The organism is Bradyrhizobium sp. DOA9, assembly GCF_000617845.2.
In the GTDB taxonomy this organism is placed as follows: Bacteria; Pseudomonadota; Alphaproteobacteria; order Rhizobiales; family Xanthobacteraceae; genus Bradyrhizobium.
This window is the reverse complement of sequence record NZ_DF820425.1, coordinates 511448-533956: the sequence shown is the minus strand read 5'-3', so window position 1 is coordinate 533956 and position 22509 is coordinate 511448. Positions and strand designations below refer to the sequence as shown.

Annotated in this window: 22 protein-coding genes; 15 read left to right on the top strand and 7 right to left on the bottom strand. The window is 65.1% G+C overall.

Annotated elements, in window-relative coordinates; all coding sequences use genetic code 11:
• Positions 1 to 13 precede the first annotated feature (13 nt).
• Together BDOA9_RS02385 and BDOA9_RS02380 are read right to left on the bottom strand one after the other, a co-directional pair.
• Positions 14 to 1024: an aldo/keto reductase gene (locus BDOA9_RS02385; RefSeq protein ID WP_025032352.1), complete on the bottom strand. Its 1011-nt coding sequence runs from the start codon at positions 1022 to 1024 to the stop codon at positions 14 to 16.
• Positions 1025 to 1324: 300 nt separating this feature from the next.
• Positions 1325 to 1750, bottom strand: coding sequence for a PaaI family thioesterase (locus BDOA9_RS02380; protein ID WP_025032351.1), 426 nt, complete (start codon positions 1748 to 1750; stop codon positions 1325 to 1327).
• Positions 1751 to 1813: 63 nt separating this feature from the next.
• Between BDOA9_RS02380 and BDOA9_RS02375 the strand changes: the two genes are divergently transcribed.
• Positions 1814 to 2440 (top strand): NUDIX hydrolase, encoded by a 627-nt coding sequence (locus BDOA9_RS02375; protein ID WP_042335430.1) that lies wholly within the window; start codon positions 1814 to 1816, stop codon positions 2438 to 2440.
• A gap of 53 nt (positions 2441 to 2493) precedes the next feature.
• Positions 2494 to 3711 carry a hypothetical protein gene (locus BDOA9_RS02370; protein ID WP_025032349.1) on the top strand — a complete coding sequence of 406 codons (1218 nt, stop codon included), beginning with the start codon at positions 2494 to 2496 and terminating at the stop codon, positions 3709 to 3711.
• Positions 3712 to 3885: 174 nt separating this feature from the next.
• Here BDOA9_RS02370 and BDOA9_RS02365 read toward each other — a convergent pair whose 3' ends face one another.
• Positions 3886 to 4191, bottom strand: coding sequence for a hypothetical protein (locus BDOA9_RS02365; RefSeq protein WP_025032348.1), 306 nt, complete (start codon positions 4189 to 4191; stop codon positions 3886 to 3888).
• Between the two features lie 192 nt (positions 4192 to 4383).
• Between BDOA9_RS02365 and BDOA9_RS02360 the strand changes: the two genes are divergently transcribed.
• The 5 genes from BDOA9_RS02360 (at position 4384) to BDOA9_RS02340 (ending at position 9593) form a co-directional block, all read left to right on the top strand.
• Positions 4384 to 4863: a hypothetical protein gene (locus BDOA9_RS02360; RefSeq protein ID WP_025032347.1), complete on the top strand. Its 480-nt coding sequence runs from the start codon at positions 4384 to 4386 to the stop codon at positions 4861 to 4863.
• 328 nt (positions 4864 to 5191) lie between these two features.
• Positions 5192 to 6139: a TAXI family TRAP transporter solute-binding subunit gene (locus BDOA9_RS02355; RefSeq protein ID WP_025032346.1), complete on the top strand. Its 948-nt coding sequence runs from the start codon at positions 5192 to 5194 to the stop codon at positions 6137 to 6139.
• Positions 6140 to 6286: 147 nt separating this feature from the next.
• Entirely contained in the window at positions 6287 to 8395 is a 2109-nt protein-coding gene (locus BDOA9_RS02350) for a TRAP transporter permease (RefSeq protein WP_025032345.1), read from the top strand.
• Entirely contained in the window at positions 8356 to 8775 is a 420-nt protein-coding gene (locus BDOA9_RS02345; protein ID WP_042335428.1) for a DUF1850 domain-containing protein, read from the top strand. The genes BDOA9_RS02350 and BDOA9_RS02345 overlap by 40 nt, the downstream gene beginning before the upstream one ends.
• An 11-nt stretch (positions 8776 to 8786) precedes the next feature.
• The gene (locus BDOA9_RS02340; RefSeq protein WP_025032343.1) at positions 8787 to 9593 is read left to right on the top strand and encodes an SDR family NAD(P)-dependent oxidoreductase; all 807 of its coding nucleotides are present in this window, start codon (positions 8787 to 8789) and stop codon (positions 9591 to 9593) included.
• A 59-nt stretch (positions 9594 to 9652) separates the two neighbouring features.
• On the opposite strand, the gene BDOA9_RS02335 is transcribed toward BDOA9_RS02340, so the two are convergent.
• A complete protein-coding gene (locus BDOA9_RS02335) occupies positions 9653 to 10423 on the bottom strand; it encodes a hypothetical protein (RefSeq protein ID WP_025032342.1) in 771 nt (256 codons plus the stop codon).
• 136 nt (positions 10424 to 10559) lie between these two features.
• Positions 10560 to 12137 carry a cation:proton antiporter gene (locus BDOA9_RS02330; protein ID WP_152033092.1) on the bottom strand — a complete coding sequence of 526 codons (1578 nt, stop codon included), beginning with the start codon at positions 12135 to 12137 and terminating at the stop codon, positions 10560 to 10562.
• Positions 12138 to 12285: 148 nt separating this feature from the next.
• Between BDOA9_RS02330 and BDOA9_RS02325 the strand changes: the two genes are divergently transcribed.
• The 5 genes from BDOA9_RS02325 (at position 12286) to BDOA9_RS02305 (ending at position 18340) form a co-directional block, all read left to right on the top strand.
• Positions 12286 to 13044, top strand: coding sequence for a tetratricopeptide repeat protein (locus BDOA9_RS02325; RefSeq protein ID WP_025032340.1), 759 nt, complete (start codon positions 12286 to 12288; stop codon positions 13042 to 13044).
• A gap of 300 nt (positions 13045 to 13344) precedes the next feature.
• A complete protein-coding gene (locus BDOA9_RS02320; protein ID WP_025032339.1) occupies positions 13345 to 14727 on the top strand; it encodes a tetratricopeptide repeat protein in 1383 nt (460 codons plus the stop codon).
• A 340-nt stretch (positions 14728 to 15067) separates the two neighbouring features.
• Positions 15068 to 16978 (top strand): propionyl-CoA synthetase, encoded by a 1911-nt coding sequence (locus BDOA9_RS02315; protein WP_025032338.1) that lies wholly within the window; start codon positions 15068 to 15070, stop codon positions 16976 to 16978.
• 115 nt (positions 16979 to 17093) lie between these two features.
• The gene (locus BDOA9_RS02310) at positions 17094 to 17363 is read left to right on the top strand and encodes a hypothetical protein (protein ID WP_025032337.1); all 270 of its coding nucleotides are present in this window, start codon (positions 17094 to 17096) and stop codon (positions 17361 to 17363) included.
• 248 nt (positions 17364 to 17611) lie between these two features.
• A complete protein-coding gene (locus BDOA9_RS02305) occupies positions 17612 to 18340 on the top strand; it encodes an OmpW/AlkL family protein (protein WP_025032336.1) in 729 nt (242 codons plus the stop codon).
• 80 nt (positions 18341 to 18420) lie between these two features.
• On the opposite strand, the gene BDOA9_RS02300 is transcribed toward BDOA9_RS02305, so the two are convergent.
• Positions 18421 to 19116 (bottom strand): DUF1013 domain-containing protein, encoded by a 696-nt coding sequence (locus BDOA9_RS02300; protein WP_025032335.1) that lies wholly within the window; start codon positions 19114 to 19116, stop codon positions 18421 to 18423.
• 265 nt (positions 19117 to 19381) lie between these two features.
• On the opposite strand from BDOA9_RS02300, the gene ispH reads away from it, so the two are divergent.
• From ispH to rnhA, 3 genes are read left to right on the top strand one after another with little or no spacing between them, the layout of a single operon-like run.
• The gene (gene ispH / locus BDOA9_RS02295; RefSeq protein WP_025032334.1) at positions 19382 to 20350 is read left to right on the top strand and encodes a 4-hydroxy-3-methylbut-2-enyl diphosphate reductase; all 969 of its coding nucleotides are present in this window, start codon (positions 19382 to 19384) and stop codon (positions 20348 to 20350) included.
• 6 nt (positions 20351 to 20356) lie between these two features.
• Positions 20357 to 21340 (top strand): homoserine kinase, encoded by a 984-nt coding sequence (locus BDOA9_RS02290; RefSeq protein WP_025032333.1) that lies wholly within the window; start codon positions 20357 to 20359, stop codon positions 21338 to 21340.
• Entirely contained in the window at positions 21337 to 21801 is a 465-nt protein-coding gene (rnhA, locus tag BDOA9_RS02285) for a ribonuclease HI (RefSeq protein ID WP_025032332.1), read from the top strand. The genes BDOA9_RS02290 and rnhA overlap by 4 nt, the downstream gene beginning before the upstream one ends.
• A gap of 171 nt (positions 21802 to 21972) precedes the next feature.
• Here the strand turns inward: rnhA and BDOA9_RS02280 are convergent, their stop codons facing one another.
• Positions 21973 to 22458 (bottom strand): peroxiredoxin, encoded by a 486-nt coding sequence (locus tag BDOA9_RS02280; RefSeq protein WP_025032331.1) that lies wholly within the window; start codon positions 22456 to 22458, stop codon positions 21973 to 21975.
• Positions 22459 to 22509 lie beyond the last annotated feature (51 nt).

Below are 22509 nucleotides of genomic sequence, written 5' to 3'. Positions count from 1 at the left end.
CGGTCCCCCGTCCTCACGCCGTCCGTGCGCGGCGGCCTTCGATCGGATAGGCCGGGTCGTTATAGCCCGGCGTTGAGGGATGGCCCGGCGCCACCAGGCGGTCGATCAGCGCCTCGTCGTCGGCGGTGAAACGATAGTCGAGCGCGCTGATGTAGCCGTCCCATTGCTCCTCGGTGCGGGGACCGGCGATCACCGACGAGACGAAGGCGGAGTTGAGCACCCAGCCGACGGCGAACTGCCCGGCGGTGATGCCGCATCTCTCGGCGTGCGCCTTGATCTCCTGCGCGAGCTGGAGCGATTCCGGCCGCCATTCCGTCTGCATCATGCGGGTGTCGTTGCGGCCGGCGCGCGTCTCCTTGTCGGGAGCTGCATCGGGTTTGTACTTGCCGGTGAGCACGCCGCGCGCCAGCGGGCTGTAGGGCACGATGCCGAGGCCGTAATAGGTGCAGGCCGGAAAATGCTCGACCTCCGGCATGCGGTTCATGGCGTTGTAATAGGGCTGGGTCACCGCGGGCCGGTCGATGCCGAGCCGGTCGCAGATGTTGCAGATCTCGGTGACGCGCCAGGCGCGGTAGTTGGAGACGCCGAAATAGCGCACCTTGCCGGCGCGGATCAAATCGCCCATCGCGCGCACCGTCTCTTCCAGCGGCGTGGCATGGTCTTCCTTGTGCAGATAGTAGATGTCGATGTGATCGGTGCCGAGCCGCATCAAGCTCTCGTCCGCCGCCTGCAACACCCAGCGCCGCGACAGGCCGACGCGATTGGGATCGTCGCCCATGGGGTTGGCGAGCTTCGTGGCGAGCACCCAGGCGTGGCGGTTATCGGCGATGGCGCGGCCGACGACCTCCTCGGATGCGCCCTTCGAATAGGCGTCGGCCGTGTCGATGAAGTTGATGCCGGCGTCGTGGGCCTTGTCGATGATCCGCTTTGATGTGGATTCATCCGTTGGCCCGCCGAACATCATTGTGCCCAGGCAAATCGGCGAGACCTTGAGGCCGCTGCGGCCGAGCTGGCGGTATTGCATTGGCGGGTCCTCGATACTTTCGTTGGGGCGCAGCATAGCCATCCGGCTCCGTCATTGCGAGCGCAGCGAAGCAATCCAGAAATGCATCCGCGGAGAGATGCTGGATTGCTTCGCTGCGCTCGCAATGACGATGTGGGAGCGCTCATGCCCATACTCGATGTCTTCGCCCGCGAAGGCGGGCGATCCAGTACTCGGAGACGCTAGTGATTGAGCGGAGAGGCCGCGGCGTACTGGATTCCCCGCCTTCGCGGAGAATGACAGCGTGGGGGTGGCGCAGCAGCGCGGGCCTCGCGCCGCCCGCTACCCCGGCCCCTTCAAAATCTTGAACACGCCATTCGCCATCACGATGCAGCGGTCGTCCACCGTCAGCTCGGTGCTCATGAAGATCAAGCTGCGGGTCGAGCGCACCACGCGCGGGCGGGAGATCAGGATGTCGCCAATCTTGCCCGCTTCCACGAAATGCGTGTCGAGCTGCACCGTCGCCAGGTACTCCTTGCCGGAGACGTAGCGGGCCGTCATGCCGCAGGTGCGATCGGCGAACGTCATCATCACGCCGCCCTGGACCATGCCGCGGCGGTTGTGATGCTTGTCCTCGGTCGCGAGCGCGAACTCGTAATGGCCGTCGACCTTGCGCTCCCACAGGGGGCCGATCAGGTGCAGGAAACCGGTGGTCTCCAGGATGCTCCAGCCCTCCGATTTCAACCGCGCGGCGGTCTTGTTGGTCATCTCGTCCATTCCTGTGCTTGTGTTCTCGTTTCATCGAGGCGGGACGTGGTGTAGTCAAGCATCATGAGACCGTTCGACGATGCCACACGGCGGAATATCGCGGCTGCCTGCACGGCCTTTGCGCGCTTGCCGGAGGACGCGGCGCCGGAGGCATTGAAGCGTGCCGCGGTCGCGGTCGCGCTGACCGCAGCAGGCCAGGGCGACGAAACGGCGCTGCTGCTCACGCTGCGCGCCTCGCATCTGCGCGCGCATGGCGGTCAATGGGCGTTGCCGGGCGGCCGCTGCGATCACGGCGAAACGCCGGTCGAAGCGGCGCTGCGCGAGCTCGACGAGGAGCTTGGCCTTCGTCTTACGACTGCGGACGTGCTCGGTACGCTCGACGACTATCCGACCCGCTCCGGCTATCTGATCACCCCGATCGTGGTCTGGGCCGCCGACAGCACCGCGATCAGGCCGAACCCCGACGAGGTCGCCTCCGTCCATCGCATCGCGCTCGCCACGATCGAGCGCGAGGACGCTTTCGACTTCGTCGCGATTCCCGAGAGCCGCCGCCGCGTGATCCGCTTCCATCACCAGATGAGCCTGATCCACGCCCCGACCGCAGCGCTGATCTACCAGTTCCGCGAGGTGCTGGCGGGGCGGCACACCCGCGTCACCGACCTGGAACAGCCGGTATTCGCCTGGAGGTGATGGTAAACGGCGCGTTAACGTGACGGTTACCGGATGCCTGCTAAGAAGGCAGCATGCATCGTTCGATTCGAAACAAATTGGCGCTGGTTCCGCTCGCGCTCGTCCTGATCTCGCCCGCGGCGCGCGGCGGCGAGGCCGACGCGCTGCCGCCCGCCGTTCGCAACGCCAACGCCCAGCTGCTGTCGCAGTTTTTCGCGCAAGGCGCGGGGGCTTCGCCGGCCGTGCTCGAATATCGCCGCAAGCTCGCGGAATATCAGGCCGCGCGCGCTGCCTTCGATGCCGAGGCCGGCGCCTATTGGAGCCAGATCTCCGAGAAGCGGAAGACCCGCAACGCCAAGCGGCGGAACGGACAGCAGATCACGCTGGATGACTACGTGCTGGAGCATCCGCCGCTCTATGCCGGGCCGAAGAAGCCGGTGAATCCGGAGCCGGAGGAAACGCCGGACCGGCCGCCCAGGAAGCCGATCCCGGTGGTCGCGGATCTGCTACGTTCCGCGCAGGAACTCTACCAGTTCACGCCGCAGCGCCCGTCCAGCGAGCTCGAGTTCAAGCGCGCCTATGCGCGCTACGCGCTGGCCCATGGCTTGACGCGCGAGCAGGCGGTACGGGTTTATTCGTTCGAGACCGGCGGCACCGGCACTTACGACGTGCAGGCGGGCATCGAGCATGGCGGCAAGCGCGCGATCTCGACCGCGATGGGCTACAACCAGCTGCTCACCACCAACAGCGTCGAGCTGCTCGCCGAGCAGGGCCATGAATTGATTCGTGCGCTGTCCGAGAAGGTGGCGCGGACATCAGGACCGGCGCGGCATGCGCTCGAGCACAAGCTTGCGGTGCTCAAGAAGATGGTGGCGCATGCGAAATCGGTGCCCGATACCTGGTCGGAGCATGAGAAGATGGGCGCCACGGCGCAGGGCTGGGCCATGCATGCCATGGTGCTCGACATCGACATCGGCCCGATGCTGCAGACCCACAAGCTGCTGACGTCGGTGCTGTTCGCCCGCGCCAAGGGCTTCACCCGCCCGCTGTCGGCGGCCGAGCTCGAGATGATGAACCTGACCGGCGACGGCACCGGCCTCGACATGGTGACGATGCCGCAGGCGATGCGCGAGCAGGTGCCGACCTCGAATTTCTTCCAGCGCGGCGGCTACGAGCGCAACCCGGTTGCGATCCGCCACAACACGGTGGCGAAGCTGCTGGCCGTGACCGACGAGCGCATGGACGTGAACAGTGGCAAGCCCGGCGCAAGGGAGCTGGCAGGGGCGTTTTGAGAGGGCTCGCTCGCATCTTCCGCTGTCATGCCCCGGCTTGACCTTGCTTGACCGGGGCATCCAGTACGCCGTGGCCCCTCGATTCAATCACAAAGGCTCTGGAATACTGGATCGTCCGCCTTCGCGGACGATGACACCGAGTAAGTGGCGGGGCAGCCGCCCGCCCTTCGCCGCTTACTGATCCGGCCCGAACTTGAACTTGCCGTCACCCTCCAGATACGGGCCGGTGCGCATGTACAGCTGGCCGTTGTGGCCGATGAAGAATAGCGTGCCCTTCGGCACCTTCTTGGCGCCCTTCAGGAGCTCGCCGGCATTGCTGGTGCCCATCTTGTAGGAATAGGTCTTGCCGTCCTTGTCGTAGGCATAGCCCGTGTCGGACTTCAGCTCCCAGGGCGTCGCTGCGGTCTGCGCCAATGCGGGCGCTGCCAATGCGCCGAGCGCAGCCGCGATTGCAAATGTCTTGATTGAAAATGCCGTCATCCCCATCCTCCCAAGTCGGGACATTCCAGGCTTGAACAAATCACGAACGATGCGTCCTGGTCAATTTGCGAAAGCGCCGCAGCGCATCACGTCTTGCCCCGCAGTTTGTGATTTTCCCTTCGTCCCCTCGCGACTATGTTCCGCTTTCCGTCTAGAACGCAACTCGACAAAAATACTGTGGGGGTGATTCGAATGAACCTTGTCGTTAAAGCATGTTCGGCTGCCGCGCTGCTGCTCACCGCGCTGGCACCGGTCGCCCAAGCCGACGACTACCGGCTCAGCCACAACCAGCGGATTTCGTGCAGCCGCGGCCTTGCCCCGGGCAAGCTGAACACGGCGACCTGCAAGTCCTACACCTATCTCTTCAACACCAAGACCTCGGAATATTTCCGCTGCCAGGTCTCTCTGGCGCTGACCCGCGACAACAAGGAAGTCATCAACGTCCAGACCGACGGCGGCTGCACCAAGAAGCCGCGCATTTTCGAGACCGACGGCAAGTATGATTTCGACGCCACCGAGACCGAGCCGCCGAACACCAATTCGTTCTTCGGCCCCGGTGGCTATTCGGTCTGGGCCGCCGACGTTACCGCGCAGAAGGTGCGCGGCTGCATCACCATCTCGTCCGGCCTCGGCTCCGACATCTCCAAATGCCTGGATATGACGTTCCAGTGAGGGACCGCTCGATCGCTTGCAGGGAGGGCGATCGCATTTGAACATTTGGCAGAGGTCGTCATGCCCGGGCTTGTCCCGGGCATCCACGTTCTCCGTGCGGCGTGGAGAGGCGTGGATGGCCGGGACAAGCCCGGCCATGACGCTGTGAGGCTGTCTGTGCCCCTGTCCACACCGATGCGATCGTCCCACTGCGCCACCTCGCCGCAGCAGGTTCCCGAAAAGTCCAGCCGATCGGCCGTTTACTGCAGCCCAGCTTTATCCTTTGGATGGGTTGACCCGCATCCCTCATCCGGCCAATTTCGCCGCCGGTTTGGGGAGAACAACAACCATGAAACGGACGATTTTCGCCGCGGCCGCGGCTCTGGCTCTGGCGGCGTCGGCACCTTGCGCGCAGGCGCAATCCTTCATCAACGTGCTGACCGGCGGAACCTCGGGCGTCTATTATCCGCTCGGGGTCGCGATCGGAAAGATCTACGGCGACAAGATTCCGAACGTGAAGACGCAGGTGCAGGCGACCAAGGCATCGGTCGAGAACCTGATTCTGCTGCAGCAGGGCCGCGGCGAGCTGGCGTTCACGCTGGGCGACTCGCTGAAGGCGGCCTGGGACGGCGAGGAGGAGGCGGGCTTCAAGACCAAGCTCGACAAGCTCAGGACCATCGGCGCGATCTATCCGAACTACATCCAGATCGTTGCGACCGCCGACAGCGGAATCAAGACGCTCGCCGACCTCAAGGGCAAGAGCCTGTCGGTCGGCGCCCCGAAGTCCGGCACCGAGCTGAACTCCCGCGCGATCCTGGCCGCTGCCGGCATGAGCTACAAGGATCTCGGCAAGGTGGAATATCTGCCCTTTGCCGAATCCGTCGATCTCATGAAGAACCGGCAGCTCAACGCCACGCTGCAATCGGCCGGGCTCGGCGTCGCCTCGCTGAAAGACCTGTCGACCTCCAGCCCGATCACGGTTGTGTCGGTGCCGAAGGAGACGGTCGACAAGATCGGCCCGCCTTTCGTCGCGGCGACCATTCCGGCCAACACCTATACCGGCCAGGACAAGGACGTGCCGACCGCGGCCGTGATCAATTATCTCGTGACCAGCTCCGCCGTGTCGGACGATCTCGCTTATCAGATGACCAAGCTGGTCTATGAATCGCTGCCCGAGCTCGTCAATGCGCACGCGGCCGGCAAGGAGATCAAGCTCGAGACCGCCGCCACCGGCAGCCCGGTTCCGCTGCACCCCGGCGCGATCCGCTATTACAAGGAAAAGGGGTTGATCAAGTAGTACAGGTGTCATGGCCGGGCTTGACCCGGCCATCCATCTTCAAAGAGTCGTCATTCGATGGATGCCCGGGTCAAGCCCGGGCATGACGTATTCAGGGTGCAGCGCGAATGCTGTAGGAACGCCCCATCAGGGGCGCGGGGAATATCGATGTCGCAGGCAGAGGCCACCGAGGCCCCAATCAAAGTCGAATTCGACAATTTCGAGCATGGATTTCCGGAAGGCTTCGGCCCCGCCTGGTGGGGCCGGCTCGCCTACTGGATCGGCATCGCGTTTGCGACCTTCCAGCTCTACGTCGCCGCCTTCAACTATCTGCCGAGCCAGGTGGTGCGCGGCGTCCATGTCGGATTCCTGCTCCTGCTCACCTTCGGCCTGATCGCCAACTTCACCGCGAAGAGCAACTTTGGCCGTGCGCTTGGCTGGGCGATCGGTGCCGCCGGCTTCTTCTGCGGCCTGTACCAGTGGATCTTCTATGCCGACCTGATCGCGCGCGACGGCGATCCGACCCGGCTCGATCTCGTGGTCGGCACGCTGCTCGCGGTATTGATCTTCGAGGGTACGCGGCGGCTGATGGGCGCGGCGCTGCCGCTGATGTGCGGCGCCTGTCTGCTCTATTGGTTCTTCGGGCAGTATTTGCCGTCGCCGCTGAACCATCGCGGCTATGATTTCGACCAGATCGTCACGCATCTGTCGTTCGGCACCGAAGGCTTTTACGGAGTGCCGATCTATGTCTCGGCGACTTACATCTTCCTGTTCATCCTGTTCGGCTCGTTCCTGGAGCGCGCCGGCATGATCCAGCTGTTCACCGACGTTTCTCTTGGGCTGTTTGGCAGGACCCGCGGCGGACCTGCCAAGGTCGCGGTGTTCGCCTCGGGCATGATGGGCACCATCTCCGGCTCGGGCGTCGCCAACGTCGTCACCGTCGGCCAGTTCACGATTCCCTTGATGATCAGGTTCGGATACCGCCGCGCCTTCGCGGCGGGCGTCGAGGCGACGGCCTCGATGGGCGGCCAGATCATGCCGCCGGTGATGGGCGCGGTCGCCTTCATCATGGCCGAGACGCTCGGCGTGCAATATTCGGAGATCGTCAAGGCGGCGGCTATCCCTGCGATCCTCTATTTCGCCTCCGCGTTCTGGATGGTGCATCTGGAGGCCGGCAAGCACGGCCTCGTCGGCATGAAGCGTTCGGAGATCCCGAGCGCCTGGAAGGCGCTGATGACGCGCTGGTACCTCGTGCTGCCGCTCGCCGCGCTGGTTTACATGCTGTTCGAGGGTTTTACCCCGCTCTACGCCGGCAGCATGGGCCTTGCGCTGACGGTGACGCTGATCCTCGGCACCGCCATCACGACGGGCGCCTCCTCGAACGTGATCCGCACCATCTTCTGGGTCGGGCTCGCGCTCGTCGTCGCGGCATTGTCGCGCGACGGCCTCCAGATCGTGCCGGTCGCGACCGTCGTGGTCGGGCTGATCGTGATCACCGCGTTCGTGCGCGGCGGCTTTGCAGCGTTGCGCGCCTGCCGCGATGCGCTGGCCGAGAGTGCGAAATCCGCCATCACCGTCGGCATGGCCTGCGCCATCGTCGGCGTCATCATCGGCATGATGTCGCAGACCGGCGTCGGCACCATCTTCGGCGGCTGGGTGATCAGTCTCGGCGAGAAGAGCCTGTTCCTGGCGCTGATCATGACCATGCTGCTGTCGATCCTGCTCGGCACCGGCATCCCGACCATCCCGACCTACATCATCACCGCCGCACTTGCCGCGCCGGCGCTGGCCAAGCTCGGCGTGCCCCTGATTGCGAGCCACATGTTCGCATTCTATTACGGCATCATGGCCGACCTCTCGCCGCCGGTGGCGCTCGCCGCGCTCGCCGCGGCGCCGATCGCCAAGGAGAACCCGGACAAGATCGGCTGGGAGGCGATGCGCATCGCGCTCGCCGGCTACGTCATTCCCTTCATCTTCGTCTATTCGCCGGCCCTGATGCTGCAGCCCGGCGATCCCATGGCGGTCAAGCTCGGCTTCTACGGCGCGGTGGCGCTGGCAAGCTTCAAGGCGCTGGTGGCGATCGGCCTGTTCGGCATGGTCGCGATCGGCTTCCTGTTCACACGGCTGACGGTGATCGAGCGCCTGATCGCGCTCGGCGCCGCACTCTGCCTGCTCGGCGAATTTCCGTTCAGCGATACCGCGGGCTTCGTGCTCGCCGCCGCGCTCGTGCTGTGGCAATGGCGGCAGCGTCCGCCTGTAACGGTCGAGGCGGCGTGAGCCTCTGCTTCGCAACGGCAGCAGGTGTGAAGGCGCTGGCGCTGTCCGCCTTCGCGCTAGTCTGGACCCATTCGATCGCCAAGGTCGAATGGCAGGAAGACTGGCGCCTCACGCCATCAGGCCTCGAGCTGGTGCAGGCCCGGGTCAAGGGCACCGGCCCCGGCATGGAGCCGCCGCCGGAGGCGCGGCTGGTCGACGGCTGGTTTCGATGGCGGCCGCAGCGTGCGCCGATGCCGGAATTGGTGCTCGGCAATTCCGGCGCGGCCGGAGAATGGCGGCTGTGCCATGGCGGGACGTGCCGGACATTGTCGGAGATTGTCGGGCATCCCATTGGTGCTAACGTGACCAAAATGAGCATCTGCGAACAACAAGAGAAATAAGGGAGATCACGATGGATCGGCTCAAGGGCAAGGTTGCGATGGTGGTGGGGGCCGGCTCGATCGGACCCGGCTGGGGCAACGGCAAGGCGACCGCGGTGACGTTTGCGCGCGAGGGCGCGCAGGTGTTTTGCGTCGATCGTAATGGTGTCGCGGCCGAGGAGACCGCCAGGATCATCGCCGGCGAGGGTGGCAAGGCGACGGCGTTCACGGCCGACGTGTCGCGCGCCAGCGAGATCGAGGCGATGGTCGCGGCGTGCCTGAAGGCCTATGGCCGCATCGACGTGCTCGACAACAATGTCGGCATCGCCGAGATGGGCAGCGTGGTCGAGGTGAGCGAGGACAGCTGGGATCGCGTCTTCAGCGTCAATCTCAAGAGCGCCTATCTCGCTATGAAGCACGTGATCCCTGTTATGGTGAAACAGGGCGGCGGCTCGATCATCAACATCTCATCGATCGCGTCGATCCGCCATATGGGGATCTCCTACGTCACCTACGGCACCTCGAAAGCGGCGATGAACCAGATGACGCGCACCACCGCGATCGAATTCGCGCGCCATCATGTCCGGGTCAACGCGATCCTTCCCGGCCTGATGAAGACGCCGATGGTCGAGCACTCCGCCGGCCTCGCCGCCAGCTACGCCAAGGGCGATGTCGAGGCGATGTGGCGCGCGCGCGACGCGCAGGTGCCGATGGGCCACATGGGCGATGCCTTCGACGTCGCCAACGCCGCGCTGTTCCTCGCCTCGGACGAGTCGAAATACGTGACGGGGATCGAGCTCGTGGTCGACGGCGGAATTACCTGCAAGGCGGGGGCGTAGCTTCCAGTCTCCGTCGTCGTCCCGGATTGCGCTCCGCTTGTCCGGGACGACGCCGAGAGCTACCGCGCCAGCGCCAAAATCCCGCCGGCAAATGCGTGCCAGGCCGCCGTCTCGCTGACCGGCCAGTTCAGCACCTTCACCGCCAGCAGCGCGAGCGTGCCGTAGATGTACACCGGATGCACGCGCCCTTCGGTGCGCCAGTCGCGCACCATGGCGACGACGAGCAGAAGGGAGGCGACGACGGCGGGCGCGATCGTCACGGGCACAGGTGGCGGGCCGGGTGGTCCTGATGGTGCGAGGAAAGTCAGGAACCAGCGCGCGATCGCGGCGTCGAGGATCGAGACGGCGGCAAGCAGCATCAGGCGCTTGTGAATTTCGAGCCTGCGCGTGTTCATGATGGCGAGCACGAACACCACGGCAAAGAATGCGATGCCGCTGAGCGGCACGATCGAGAAGGCGATGCCTGCATCGGCCTGCCCGAGCGCTGCGGCGTTCTTCATCGACGTGACGGACGCGAAGAAGCCAAAAATGACCATCGCGGTCGCAAGCGAGACGCCGACAATGCCGAACGAGCGATGGTTGACCAAGCGGCCCGAGGCCGCGAGCCAGGTCTGGATCACGAAATACAGCGACCAGGTGAAGAACAGCAATCCGTGGAAATGGATCACCGGGCTTGCGGAGAAGGTCCGGTGAGCGAGCGGCACCCAATAGGTCGGTGCGAAGCCGAGAAAGGCGGTGGCCGCGCAGGCCAGCGCCATGTGGAGATAAAAATATCGTGCAGGCGCCGCATCACGCGCGCGTACACGACGGTCGTCGATCAGGGTCGTCATCAGGAGTGTGTCTGCGGAGGCGGGGTCCGGTTCAAACTCCGGGACGCCGTTTGTGACCAGGCGCACGTTGTCGAGCGCACCAAACTCGCCTGCGTCCCGGACAAGCATAAGCGCAGTTCCGGGACGACAGCGGAGGTTAACCGCCCGCGCTCAATTCTGCGCGATCGAGCTCCTCCTCGAGCCGGTGAAACGCGTCGTCGCCGATCACCTCGGTGGCGCGCAGATCGAAGATCGCCTTGCGTGCGGCCTCGATGGCGCGGCGGCGCAGGGGATCGGCGGGCAATTCGCCGTTGCTGATGCCGCCGTTCGGATCGGTCTCGGCCTGCATCAGGATGGCGCGATATTCGAGCCGCAGGATTTCCGCCTCCTCCGACGGATCGCTCTCGATCGCTTCAAGCGCGGCGCGATAGGCGGCCGCGCGTCCGCGGGCGACCTCGATCCCGACCGGATCGTCATCCTCGAGGTTGAAGGCGAGGATCAGCGGCCGCAGCGTCAGGCCCTGGATCACCAGCGATCCCAGCACCACCGCGAAGGCGATGAAGACGATGAAGTCGCGATAGGGGAAGCTCTCGGGGAGGGCAAAGGCGGTGGCGAGCGTGACGAGGCCGCGCATGCCGCACCAGGAGATGATGAGCCCGCCCTTTGCCGAGGCGACCTGCTTCGGATCCTTCGGATGGTAGATCCCGTGCGCGACCAGGGCGCGCAGCGTGGCGCGGTAGAACGTCACCCAGAACAGGCGCACGAGGACCACAGTGAGCAGGATCCAGGCGGCGGCCACGCAATATTCCCAGCGGACCTCCGCATCCAGACGCGTCCAGATCGGCCGCATCTGCATGCCGATCAGCATGAAGGCGAGCACGTTGAGCACGAACACTGTCGTCTCCCACACCGCATAGGACGGCACCCGCAGCCGCGCCGGCATGCGCGCCGGCGCGGTGCGCGCCAGGGTGATGGCGTAGACGACGATGGTGAGGATGCCGGAGAGGCCGAGATGCTCGGCGGCGATCCAGACCATGAAGGTGGTGGCGAACTGAACGATGATCGCGCTCGGCGCCTCCGTTATGCGCTCCATGATGGGCGAGATCAGGCGGGCTGCGGCAAGGCCCGCGACGACGCTGCCGACCAGAGCCAGCGCCATGGTCGGCGCGACCTGGCTCCAGGTCAGATGCTCGGTGGCGACCGCGCCGACGGCAATGCGGTAGATCAGCAGCGCGCTGGCGTCGTTGAGCAGGCTCTCGCCCTCCAGCACCTTGACCATGCGATGGGGCAGCTTGACCTGGCTCAGGATCGCAACGGCGGCGGCCGCATCGGGCGGTGCCACGATGGCGCCGAGCGCGACCGCGGCGGCCCAGGGCATGTCAGGTATCAGCAGGTGCGCGACGAAGGCCACGGCGGCCGTGGTCAGGCCGACCGCGGCGACGACCAGGGTCGAGACCGGAACCCAGTTGTTGCGCAGGTCGCGCAGCGAGGTGTCGAAGGCGGCGTCGAGCAGGACCGGTGCGACAAAAAGCGCCAAGGCCAGGTCCGGCTCGAGCGTCCAGGTCGGGCTCGACGGCACGAAGGCGATCAGCGCGCCGCCGATGGCGAGAAAGGTCGGGTAGGGCACCTTGATCCGACGCGCCAGCGCCGATAAGGCAACGGCGCCGAGCAGCAGCGCGATGATCCATTCGAATGTCGACACGATGATCCCCGAAGCCGATCTGAGCGGTGCCACAAGCTAGCACCAATCCGGCCCTATGATGGATAGTACGGCTTCAAGGCAAGAGTCTAAGCCAAGAGTCTAAGCCAAGAGCTCGAGCCGAGAGCTCGGGCCAAGAGCTCAAGGCAAAGACCGCAACCAGGACTTTCGACTGCAAACGAGCATGCGTTTTCTCATCCCCTTGTTGGGCGCCGGGCTAATCTACGCTCTCTCGCTCGCGCCCGCCGATGCTGCGACCGGCGGCGAGCCGGTTGCGGTGGTGCAGGTCGATCTCGAGTCTTGCCTCGCGGCGGCTGCGGCCGACGACGTGGACAAGGCGGCTGCGGCCTGCGCCGCCGTGATCGACAACGAGAAGACGGCGAAGGCGGACCGGATCAAGGCGCTGATCGCGCGCGGTGCGCTCCATGCACGGCACGACCAGATCGACCGCGCCATCGCCGACGACAGCCGCGCGCTTTCGCTCGATCCCGGCCTCGCCGACATCTTCAACGCGCGCGGCGAGCTCTGGCTGAGGAAGGGTGACAAGCCGAAGGCGGTGCAGGATTTCGGCGCCGCGCTCAGGATCGATCCGAACCACGAAAAGGCCAAGGCCAACCACAAGGCGATGGCGCGCGAGCTCGAACGAATCGGCGCGCAGATGGCGCTCACCGGCAAGCCGAGCTTCAGTTGCGCGCGTGCGCGTCGCGCGGTGGAACGGGCGATCTGCGCCAATCGCGGGCTCGCCGACCTCGATCGCGAAGTCTTTGCCGCCAACGCCCGCGCGGTCGGGGAGGCGCGCAATCCGGACGAGGCGAAAGCGCTCCAGCGCGAGCAGGATGCGTTCATCGCCCGCCGCAATGCAGAATTCGGGCGGCCGGGCTACGACCTGAAGAAGGCGATGCAGAAGCGCCTGCAGCGACTGAACGGCGTGGACGGGTATTGAGTCCTTGCCTCTCCCCGCGAGCGGCAGGGCAATCGCATATGAGCAGTCCACCTTTGGGCACGATAGTCTCCACATCGTCATAGCCGGGCTTGGCCCGGCCATCCACGCCTTGCCACGCAGCACAAAGAACGTGGATGCCCGGGACAAGCCCGGGCATGACGACCTCTGGTGAAGGTGCAAATGCGATTGCCCTGCGCGGGGGAGGCGAGGGAGAGCTCGCACCCCTCTCAGGTCCGGTTTGAACCCATTCCCTGCGAGCCGCGACAATGGTGAGAACCCGACGTCACGGAGCCCTATGTCATGTGCGGCACTCGAGCCCCCGCGCAAGCGCTTTCGCCTGCCAAAATCTCTCTTCGCGCCATTTTCCTCGGCGCGGCGATGAGCCTTTCCTTCATCGCTCCGGCCGTTGCCGGAGCTGATTGCGTGCCGGACAGCAAGGCTGCTCCCGCAGAACTGATCTCCGCGTGCAGCGCCATCATCGACCAGACGGCAAACCCGGTATCGGAGCGCTCCTTGGCGCTCGTCGCTCGCGCCGAAGCCAATGCGCGGACCTCCGGTGGCCTGTCGCAAGCGCTGCGCGATCTCGACCGCGCCATCGCGCTCGACGGCAAGAACGCCCATGCCTGGCGTGTGCGCGGCGACCTCTTGCGCACGGCCGGCGGCGACCTCAATCGCGCCGCGGCGGACCTGACCAGGGCGATCGAGCTCGATCCGCAGAATGCGGAAGCATACCAGCTGCGCGGCGTCGTCTACACCAACCAGCATCGCTTCGACCGCGCCATTGCAGATTACGACCAGGCCATCAAGCTGAAGGCGGATTTCGCCCAGGCCTGGTCCGACCGCGGCGCGACCTTCTATCTGCGTGGCGACTACGCCAAGGCCGTGGCCGACCTCAGCGAGGCGCTGCGCCTCGATCCGAACCGGCCGCGCAGTTACACCACTCGCGGCGCCGCCTACAAGAAGCTCGGCGAGTTCGACAAGGCGATCGCGGACGACAGCGAGGCGATCCGGCTCGATCCGAAGGTGCCGGAATATTTCGACAATCGCGGTCTCACCTACGCCGCCATGAAGGAGTACGACAAGGCGATCGCCGATTACGATCAGGCGATCCGCCTTGAGCAGCGGGTGAACTTCCTGACCAACCGCGGCGATTCTTACCAGCTCAAAGGCGAACTCGGTGCTGCGCTGTCGGACTACAACGACGCACTGAAACTCGATCCGAATTTCGCCAAGACCTACAACAACCGCGCCGTGCTCTACAAGAAGATGGGCGAGCGCAAGAAGGCGCTGGCCGACTACGAGGCGACGTTGCGGCTCGATCCCGCCAATGAAAACGCGCTCAACGGCCGCCGCGCGATGATCGCCGAAATCGCGAAATTCGGCGGCGAGCCGGCCCGTGTGCTGAACGCCGCCCCGAGCGACCCGTCGTTCGATTGCGCCACTGCAAAGCGCGAAGTCGAAAAAGTGATCTGTGCCGATCCGCAGCTCGGCGTGCTCGATCGCCAGATCGCCGAGGCCTTCGAGCGTGTATTGAAATCGGCGGGCAAGCGCTCTGCGAGCAGTCTGCGCAAGTCCCAGCGCGATTTCCTGGCCACGCGCGATGCGAGCTTCCGTCGTCCCGGTTATGACCTGAAGAAGGTCATGCAGGATCGCTTGCAGAAGCTGAATGCGATGGACAGCTGAGAGGCTCTTCTTCGCCTCTCCCCGCCTGCGGGGAGAGGCCGGAATTTGCGTCAGCAATTCCGGGTGAGGGGTCTCTCCGCGAACTCAATCTCTCACCGTATTCGCCCATGCAGCCCCTCACCCCAGCCCTCTCCCCTTAAGAACGGGGCGAGGGAGCGCACCGCCCGTGCCGCAGTGGCGCGCCTCCGCCAAAAAAGCCCGTCCTTTTCAGCTTGAACCGCGGCCCGTTCCCGCGAAAATAAGCCCACAACAAGGCCGGCAATTGATCCTGGTCATGGCGGGGCGCCTGCCCTGCCACAAGGGTCGGGGCCAGGCGAATAAAGGGAACGGGAGCGCGGGAATGAATATCCAGGGCAAAAGTCGTTATCACGAGGTCCATGCGCGCTCGCTGGCCGATCCCGAGGGCTTCTGGGCCGAGGCGGCCAAGGAGATCGACTGGATCGAGCCCGCGACGAAGATCTTCGATCCCTCGCAAGGAACCTACGGCCGCTGGTTTGCCGGCGGCGTTGTCAACACCTGCTACAACGCCCTCGACCGCCACGTCGAAGGCGGCCGCGCCGACCAGGTCGCGCTGATCCACGATTCGCCGCTGACGGGTTCGGTCACCAGGCTCACCTATGCCGAACTGCTGAACGAGGTCCAGGCGCTCGCCGCAATCATGCAGGATTTCGGCGTCGCCAAGGGCGACCGCGTCATCCTCTATATGCCGATGGTGCCGGAGGCGGTGGTCGCGATGCTCGCCTGCGCGCGGCTCGGCGCGGTGCACTCGGTGGTGTTCGGCGGCTTTGCCGCGAAGGAGCTTGCCACCCGCATCGACGATGCGCAGCCCAAGCTGATCCTGTCCGCCAGCTGCGGCATCGAGCCCGGCCGCATCGTGCAGTACAAGCCGTTGCTCGACGAGGCGATCAGGCTTGCCGGCAGCAAGCCGAAGGCCTGCATCGTGCTGCAGCGTCCGCAGCTCACCTGCGAAATGACGCCGAGCCGCGATTACGACTGGGCCAGCCTGCGCCGCAAGGCGCTGAACGACGGCAAGCGAGCGACTTGCGTGCCGGTCGCCGCGACCGATCCGCTCTACATCCTCTACACGTCGGGCACCACCGGCGTGCCGAAGGGCGTCGTGCGCGACAATGGCGGGCATCTCGTCGCGGTGAAATGGTCGATGTTCAACCTCTATGGCGTCAAGCCGGGCGAGGTCTGGTGGTGCGGCTCCGACATCGGCTGGGTGGTCGGCCACAGCTACATCGTCTACGGCCCGCTGCTGCACGGCGCGACCACAATCATGTACGAGGGCAAGCCGGTCGGCACGCCCGACGCCGGCGCGTTCTGGCGCGTGATCTCCGAGCACAAGGCGGTCGCCTTGTTCACCGCTCCGACGGCCTTCCGCGCGATCCGGAAAGAGGATCCGGAAGGGAAATTCATCCGGCAGTACGACCTCTCCAAATTCCGCACCCTGTTCCTCGCCGGCGAGCGTGCCGATCCGCCGACCGTGGAATGGGCGGAGCAGCAGCTGAAGGTGCCTGTCATCGACCATTGGTGGCAGACCGAGACCGGCTGGTGCATCGCCGGCAATCCGGTCGGCCTCGGCATGCTGCCGGTCAAGCACGGCTCGCCGACGGTGCCGATGCCGGGCTACCAGGTCGACGTCGTCGACGAGGCGGCAAAGCCGGTCGGCCCCAACACGATGGGATCGATCGTCATCAAGCTGCCGATGCCGCCGGGCTGCCTGCCGACGCTGTGGAATCAGGACGAGCGCTTCAAGGAAGCCTACTTGAGCGAATTCCCGGGCTATTACAAAACCTCCGACGCCGGCTACAAGGACGAGGACGGCTATGTCTTCGTGATGGGCCGCACCGACGACATCATCAACGTCGCCGGCCACCGCCTCTCCACCGGCGGCATGGAGGAGATCCTGGCCTCGCATCCCGACGTCGCCGAGTGCGCCGTGCTCGGCGTCAAGGACGCGATCAAGGGCGAGGTGCCCTGCGGCTTCCTGGTGCTCAAGGCCGGCGTGAAGCGCCCGCCCGCCGAGATCGAGAAGGAGATCATCGCGCTGGTGCGCGACAAGCTCGGACCCGTCGCCGCCTTCAAGCTCGCCATCACCGTCGGCCGCCTGCCCAAGACGCGCTCCGGAAAGATTTTGCGCGGGACCATCAAGAAGATCGCCGACGGCGAATCCTGGACCATGCCGGCGACGATCGAGGATCCCAAGGCGCTCGACGAGATCGGCGAGGCGCTGAAGGGGAGGGTGTGAGGAATTGCTCTGTCATTCCGGGTTCGGTCCTGCGGACCGCCCCGGAATGACGACGTTGGCGACTTACATTCTCCTCATTCCGCGCTAAACAAGGCCGGCCAATAGGGGACCCTCGATGCCACTTGCCGCCGCGCCGCGCCTGCTGACCGCCTTCGCCCTTGCCATCGCTCTCTCCGCCTGCTCGGCGCGCTACCAGAATCCGGTGGCAATGGGCGGCGATGATGACGACGCCGTCTGCCAGAGCCGAGGCTACGCACAAGGCTCGCCGGAATACGTGGCCTGCCGCAAGGACCGCGACGTTCAGCGCAACGCCGCCACCGCGCGCGCCGACCGCCGCCAGCGCGATCTCGGCGAGTACATGCTGAACAACCCCGTGCGGCCGTAGCGGTCTGAGCGCTGCGAGTTCCGAGCTGAAGCGCTCGCGGTTCTCAACGGAAGTTGCCGCGCACGCCAATCTACCAGGCAGCGTGCAAGTCCCTCGCAATGTCGTCTGCCGTGGCAGATGTGCAACGCTGTCGCGGATTTGTGACGCGTCAGTCCAAATTTGATTCAGGTCAAATCCGAAAGCGTCCCCTTTCTGCTCTGACAGCTGTGATCGCGCAACGAGGCGCGCATGGCACTAAGGGGAATTCAATGCGAAGAACAATTCGGAATGTCGCACGGCTGGCAGTGCTCGCCGCCGCGTTCGGCGGAGCGCTTGCATCGGCGCAAGCCGCGGATCTGCCGGTCTATACCAAGGCACCGCCGGCGGTGGCGGCGTGGAATCCCTGGATGATCCGTCTGCGCGTTCTCGGCGTTTTGCCGGACGGCGGTGACAGCACGGTGAATGTCACGGGTGTGCCTGCTCTGTCGTCGCCGAACTCGGGCCTCGACATCAGCAACCAGGTCGTCCCCGAGCTCGACATCTCCTATTTCTTCACCCCGAACATCGCGGCTGAGCTGATCCTCGGCGTGACGAGGCATCACATCACCGGAACGGGGACGCTCCAGGGGCTCGATATCGGCAAGACCACGCTGCTGCCGCCGACGCTCACCCTGCAATACCACTTCACCAATTTCGGCGCCTTCAAGCCCTATATCGGCGCCGGCGTGAACTATACCGTCTTCTTCAACAATTCGGCGTCGAACATCCCGTTCGGCGGCCTCGCCGTCACCAACCTGCATGTCAGCAACGCCTGGGGCGGCGCCGTGCAATTCGGCTTCGACTACATGTTCGACAAGCATTGGGGCGTCAACGTGGACGTCAAGAAGCTGTGGCTCCAGCCGGACTACTCGGCCACGGTCAACGGCGCGATCCCGGTCACCGGCACCGCGCATATCGATCCCTGGCTGGTCGGCGCGGGCGTGACGTACAAGTTCTGAAGCGCGGCACACCAAACAAAAGCGCGGCAGGTTTCGCCTGCCGCGCTCATGCGTTTGAAAGTGAATGAACGGGAGAGGAATTACTCCTCCTCGTGCTCCTGCTTCTTGCCGCCGAGCGTCTTCAGCTTGGCGAACACGGCGTCGACGTTGAGGTCGTCGCTGGACTTCTCCGCGGGCTCGTACTCGTCCTTGCGGGTGGTCTCGGAGGCCGGCAGCAGGGTGGCGCCGCCATAGGATGCGTCGACCGGCTTTTCCTTCGCCGCGCGCTGCACCTCGAAATCGAGCTCGATCTGCGAGCACAGGCCGAGGGTGACCGGGTCGATCGGGGTCAGCGACGAGGTGTTCCAGTGGGTCCGGTCGCGCACGCTGGCGATGGTGCTCTTGGTGGTGCCGACCAGGCGCATGATCTGGGCATCCTTGAGCTCCGGATGGTTGCGCAGCAGCCACAGGATGGCGCTCGGGCGCTCATGGCGGCGCGAGACCGGGGTGTAGCGGGGGCCCTTGCGCTTGGGCTGGGGCGGCAGCACCACCTTGCTCTCCTGGAGGCGGAGCCGGTAGTCGGGGTTCTTCTCGCCCTTCTCGATCTCCTCGCGGGTCAGCTGGCCGTTGGAGAGGGGATCCATGCCCTTGATGCCTTGGGCGGCATCGCCGTCGGCGATGGCGCGCACCTCGAGGGGATGCATCTTGGTGAAGTCGGCGACCTGGTCGAAGGTCAGCGCAGTGTTATCGAGCAGCCAAACGGCGGTCGCCTTGGGCATCAGAGGTGCGTTGCTCATGGCAAATCTCCTTTGTGCTTCGCCCACCCCTCTGGAGGCGAAACCGGTGGTCATCAGCGATGACAGGGAATTCGCGCTATATAAGCCCGTCAGGGGTGGCCATGCAATGGTTCTGCTATAGATAGTGCCTTGACACCGCCTGAAAGGGGGCCCAATTCCCTTTGAACCGCTGTAAGGTTCAAGCCGACAGTTTTAAGCCAATTCCCATCCATTCGACCGCCCCCGCCAGAAGGCGAAACGGGTGATTCGGTCCCGAGATCGCTCAATGTCAGCCAAACCAGACCTCAAGATCGTGCTTTGTTCTCCCCGCGGCTTCTGCGCCGGGGTGGTCCGGGCGATCGACACCGTGGAACGGGCGCTCGATAAGTACGGCGCCCCCGTCTATGTTCGCCACGAGATTGTGCACAACAAATACGTCGTCGACGGGTTGAAGAAGAAGGGCGCCATCTTCGTCGAGGAACTCGCCGAAATTCCTGAGAATGCGACTGCCCCGGTGGTGTTCTCGGCCCACGGCGTGCCGAAATCGGTTCCCGCCGACGCCCAGTCCCGCAACCTGTTCTCGCTGGATGCGACCTGCCCGCTGGTGACCAAGGTGCATCGCGAGGCCGCGATCCATTTCAAGCGCGGCCGCGAGATCTTCCTGATCGGCCATTCCCACCATCCCGAGGTGGTCGGCACGCTCGGCCAGCTGCCGCCCGGCGCCGTGACCCTGATCGAGACCGCCGAGGACGCCAAGACCATCACGCCGAAGGACCCCAACAACCTCGCCTTCGTGACCCAGACCACGCTGTCGATCGACGACACCGCGGAGATCGTCGCGCTGCTCAAGGAACGCTTCCCGAACATCAACGGGCCGCACAAGGAAGACATCTGCTACGCCACCACCAACCGCCAGCTCGCGGTGAAGAAGGTGGCGCCGGTGGTGGACGCACTCATCGTCGTCGGCGCCCCCAACTCGTCGAACTCGCAGCGCCTGCGCGAGGTTGCCGAGCGCGAGGGCTGCAAGATCGCCGTGCTGGCGCAACGCGCCACCGACATCGACTGGGGCAGGTTCGGCAACATCAAGAGCCTCGGCATCACCGCGGGCGCGTCCGCGCCGGAGGTGATCGTCGAGGAGATCATGGACGCCTTCGCCGAGCGCTACACGCTGCACGTGGAGACGGTCTCGGCCGCGGAAGAGAACGAGTTCTTCCCGCTGCCGCGTCAGGTGCGCCCCGAAGCTGCCGCCGAGTAGACCTTTATGGCGGTCTACACCGACGTCGCCGCCGACGAGCTTGCGGATTTCCTGAAGCAATACGATCTCGGCGAATTGCTCTCCTACAAGGGCATCGCCGAAGGCGTCGAGAACTCCAACTTCCTGCTGCATACCAGCCAGGGATCGTTCATCCTCACGCTCTACGAAAAGCGCGTGGCGAAGAACGATCTGCCGTTCTTCCTCGGACTGATGACGCACCTCGCCGAGCACGGCGTCAATTGTCCGCTGCCCGTGCGGGGACGCGACGGCGAGGCGTTGCGCGAGCTCGCAGGCCGGCCCGCCGCGATCATCACCTTTCTCGAAGGCGTCTGGCCGCGCAAGCCGAACGCGACCCATTGCGCCGGGGTCGGCGAGGGGCTGGCCCGGATGCATCTGGCCGGCGCCAATTTCGCGGTCCGGCGCGCCAATGCGCTCTCGGTCGCGGGCTGGCGGCCGCTGTTCGATGCGGCTTCGAACCGTGCCGACGAGGTGCAGCCGGGGCTGCGCGCCTTCCTCGCGGCCGAGCTCGATTATCTCTCGAGCGGGATCTGGCCGAGCGACCTGCCCGAAGGCGTGATCCATGCCGACCTCTTCAACGACAACGTCTTCTTCCTCGGCGACAAGCTCTCGGGGATCATCGACTTCACTTTCGCCTGCAACGACATGCTGGCCTATGACGTCGCGATTTGCCTGAACGCCTGGTGCTTCGAGCCGGATCATTCCTTCAACGTCACCAAGGCGCGCGCCTTCCTCAACGCCTATGGCCGCGTGCGCAAGCTGAGCGAGGCCGAAGAGGCCGCGCTGCCGCTCCTGGCGCGGGGAGCTGCGATCCGCTTCCTGCTGACGCGGCTGGTCGACTGGCTCAACGTGCCGCCGGGCGCGCTGGTCAAGCCGAAGGATCCGCTCGAATATGTCCGCAAGCTGCGCTTCCATCAGAGCGTGGGAAGCGTACGCGATTACGGGCTGACGCCGTCGGGGCTGGTGGCGTGAGCGAGCTTCCCAATGTCACGATCTTTACCGACGGCGCCTGCTCCGGAAATCCCGGGCCGGGCGGCTGGGGCGCGATCCTGAAGTTCGGCGACAAGGAGAAGGAGCTGAACGGCGGCCAGCCGCACACCACCAACAACCAGATGGAATTGATGGCGGCGATCTCGGCGCTCGAAGCGCTGAAGCGGCCGTGCACGGTCGATCTCTACACCGACAGCCAGTATGTCCGGCAGGGCATCACCGGCTGGATCTTCGGCTGGAAGCGCAACGGCTGGCGCACCGCCGACAAGAAGCCGGTGAAGAACGTCGAGCTATGGCAGCGCCTCGACGCCGCGCTGAAGCAGCACGAGGTCCGCTGGCACTGGGTCAAGGGCCACGCCGGCCACCCCGAGAACGAGCGCGCCGATCAGCTCGCGCGCGACGGCATCATGAAGGCGCGGTTGCAGCAGCGGGTGAGGGAGTAGGGGGCACTGTCGGCGCGGTGGAGACTTGGTCTCGCCGTCGTCCCCCGGTTTCGTAGGGTGGGCAAAGCGAAGCGTGCCCACCGCTTCTTCTCAATCGGGGAAAGATGGTGGGCACGGCGCTGACGCGCCTTTGCCCACCCTACGGCACTTGGAAGGAGCTGGGTTAAAAGCTTACAGCTGCCCGAGCAGCGTATCGCCGCCGGAGACCTCGACCTTGCCGGGCATCGCCTCGAGGTTCAGCTTCTTGACCACGCCGTCCTCGATCAGCATCGAATAGCGCTTGGAGCGGATGCCGAGGCCGTTGGCGGAGGCGTCCAGCTCCATGCCGATCGCCTTGGTGAAGTCGGCATTGCCGTCGGCGAGGAAGACGGCCTCGTCGCGCTGGTCGGTGTCGCGTTTCCAGGCGTTCATGACGAAGGCGTCGTTGACGGAGACGATGGCGATGGTGTCGACGCCCTTGTCCTTCAGAGCGTAGGCGTTGAGAAAGATGCTCGGCAGATGCATCTTGTGGCAGGTGCCGGTATAGGCGCCGGGCACCGCGAACAGTGCGACCTTCTTGCCCTTGAAGATGTCGTCGGTGGTCTTCACCTGCGGGCCTTCCGCCGTCATCACGCGGAATTTCGCCTCGGGCAGCTTGTCGCCAATCTGGATCGCCATCGTCGTTTCTCCATGGAAATGGGCCGGGGCTGTTCTAGAGCATTTTACCGC

What these genes read in the sequence shown, in the direction of transcription:
- BDOA9_RS02325 (WP_025032340.1), top strand. Translation starts at nt 12,286, where the DNA reads ATGCGTTTTCTCATCCCCTTGTTGGGCGCCGGGCTAATCTACGCTCTC.
- BDOA9_RS02380 (WP_025032351.1), bottom strand. Translation starts at nt 1,750, where the DNA reads ATGACCAACAAGACCGCCGCGCGGTTGAAATCGGAGGGCTGGAGCATC.
- BDOA9_RS02340 (WP_025032343.1), top strand. Translation starts at nt 8,787, where the DNA reads ATGGATCGGCTCAAGGGCAAGGTTGCGATGGTGGTGGGGGCCGGCTCG.
- BDOA9_RS02375 (WP_042335430.1), top strand. Translation starts at nt 1,814, where the DNA reads ATGAGACCGTTCGACGATGCCACACGGCGGAATATCGCGGCTGCCTGC.
- BDOA9_RS02360 (WP_025032347.1), top strand. Translation starts at nt 4,384, where the DNA reads ATGAACCTTGTCGTTAAAGCATGTTCGGCTGCCGCGCTGCTGCTCACC.
- BDOA9_RS02310 (WP_025032337.1), top strand. Translation starts at nt 17,094, where the DNA reads ATGCCACTTGCCGCCGCGCCGCGCCTGCTGACCGCCTTCGCCCTTGCC.
- BDOA9_RS02335 (WP_025032342.1), bottom strand. Translation starts at nt 10,423, where the DNA reads ATGACGACCCTGATCGACGACCGTCGTGTACGCGCGCGTGATGCGGCG.
- BDOA9_RS02385 (WP_025032352.1), bottom strand. Translation starts at nt 1,024, where the DNA reads ATGCAATACCGCCAGCTCGGCCGCAGCGGCCTCAAGGTCTCGCCGATT.
- BDOA9_RS02370 (WP_025032349.1), top strand. Translation starts at nt 2,494, where the DNA reads ATGCATCGTTCGATTCGAAACAAATTGGCGCTGGTTCCGCTCGCGCTC.
- BDOA9_RS02355 (WP_025032346.1), top strand. Translation starts at nt 5,192, where the DNA reads ATGAAACGGACGATTTTCGCCGCGGCCGCGGCTCTGGCTCTGGCGGCG.
- BDOA9_RS02300 (WP_025032335.1), bottom strand. Translation starts at nt 19,116, where the DNA reads ATGAGCAACGCACCTCTGATGCCCAAGGCGACCGCCGTTTGGCTGCTC.
- BDOA9_RS02345 (WP_042335428.1), top strand. Translation starts at nt 8,356, where the DNA reads ATGGCGGCAGCGTCCGCCTGTAACGGTCGAGGCGGCGTGAGCCTCTGC.
- BDOA9_RS02305 (WP_025032336.1), top strand. Translation starts at nt 17,612, where the DNA reads ATGCGAAGAACAATTCGGAATGTCGCACGGCTGGCAGTGCTCGCCGCC.
- ispH (WP_025032334.1), top strand. Translation starts at nt 19,382, where the DNA reads ATGTCAGCCAAACCAGACCTCAAGATCGTGCTTTGTTCTCCCCGCGGC.
- BDOA9_RS02320 (WP_025032339.1), top strand. Translation starts at nt 13,345, where the DNA reads ATGTGCGGCACTCGAGCCCCCGCGCAAGCGCTTTCGCCTGCCAAAATC.
- BDOA9_RS02290 (WP_025032333.1), top strand. Translation starts at nt 20,357, where the DNA reads ATGGCGGTCTACACCGACGTCGCCGCCGACGAGCTTGCGGATTTCCTG.
- BDOA9_RS02280 (WP_025032331.1), bottom strand. Translation starts at nt 22,458, where the DNA reads ATGGCGATCCAGATTGGCGACAAGCTGCCCGAGGCGAAATTCCGCGTG.
- BDOA9_RS02315 (WP_025032338.1), top strand. Translation starts at nt 15,068, where the DNA reads ATGAATATCCAGGGCAAAAGTCGTTATCACGAGGTCCATGCGCGCTCG.
- BDOA9_RS02365 (WP_025032348.1), bottom strand. Translation starts at nt 4,191, where the DNA reads ATGACGGCATTTTCAATCAAGACATTTGCAATCGCGGCTGCGCTCGGC.
- BDOA9_RS02350 (WP_025032345.1), top strand. Translation starts at nt 6,287, where the DNA reads ATGTCGCAGGCAGAGGCCACCGAGGCCCCAATCAAAGTCGAATTCGAC.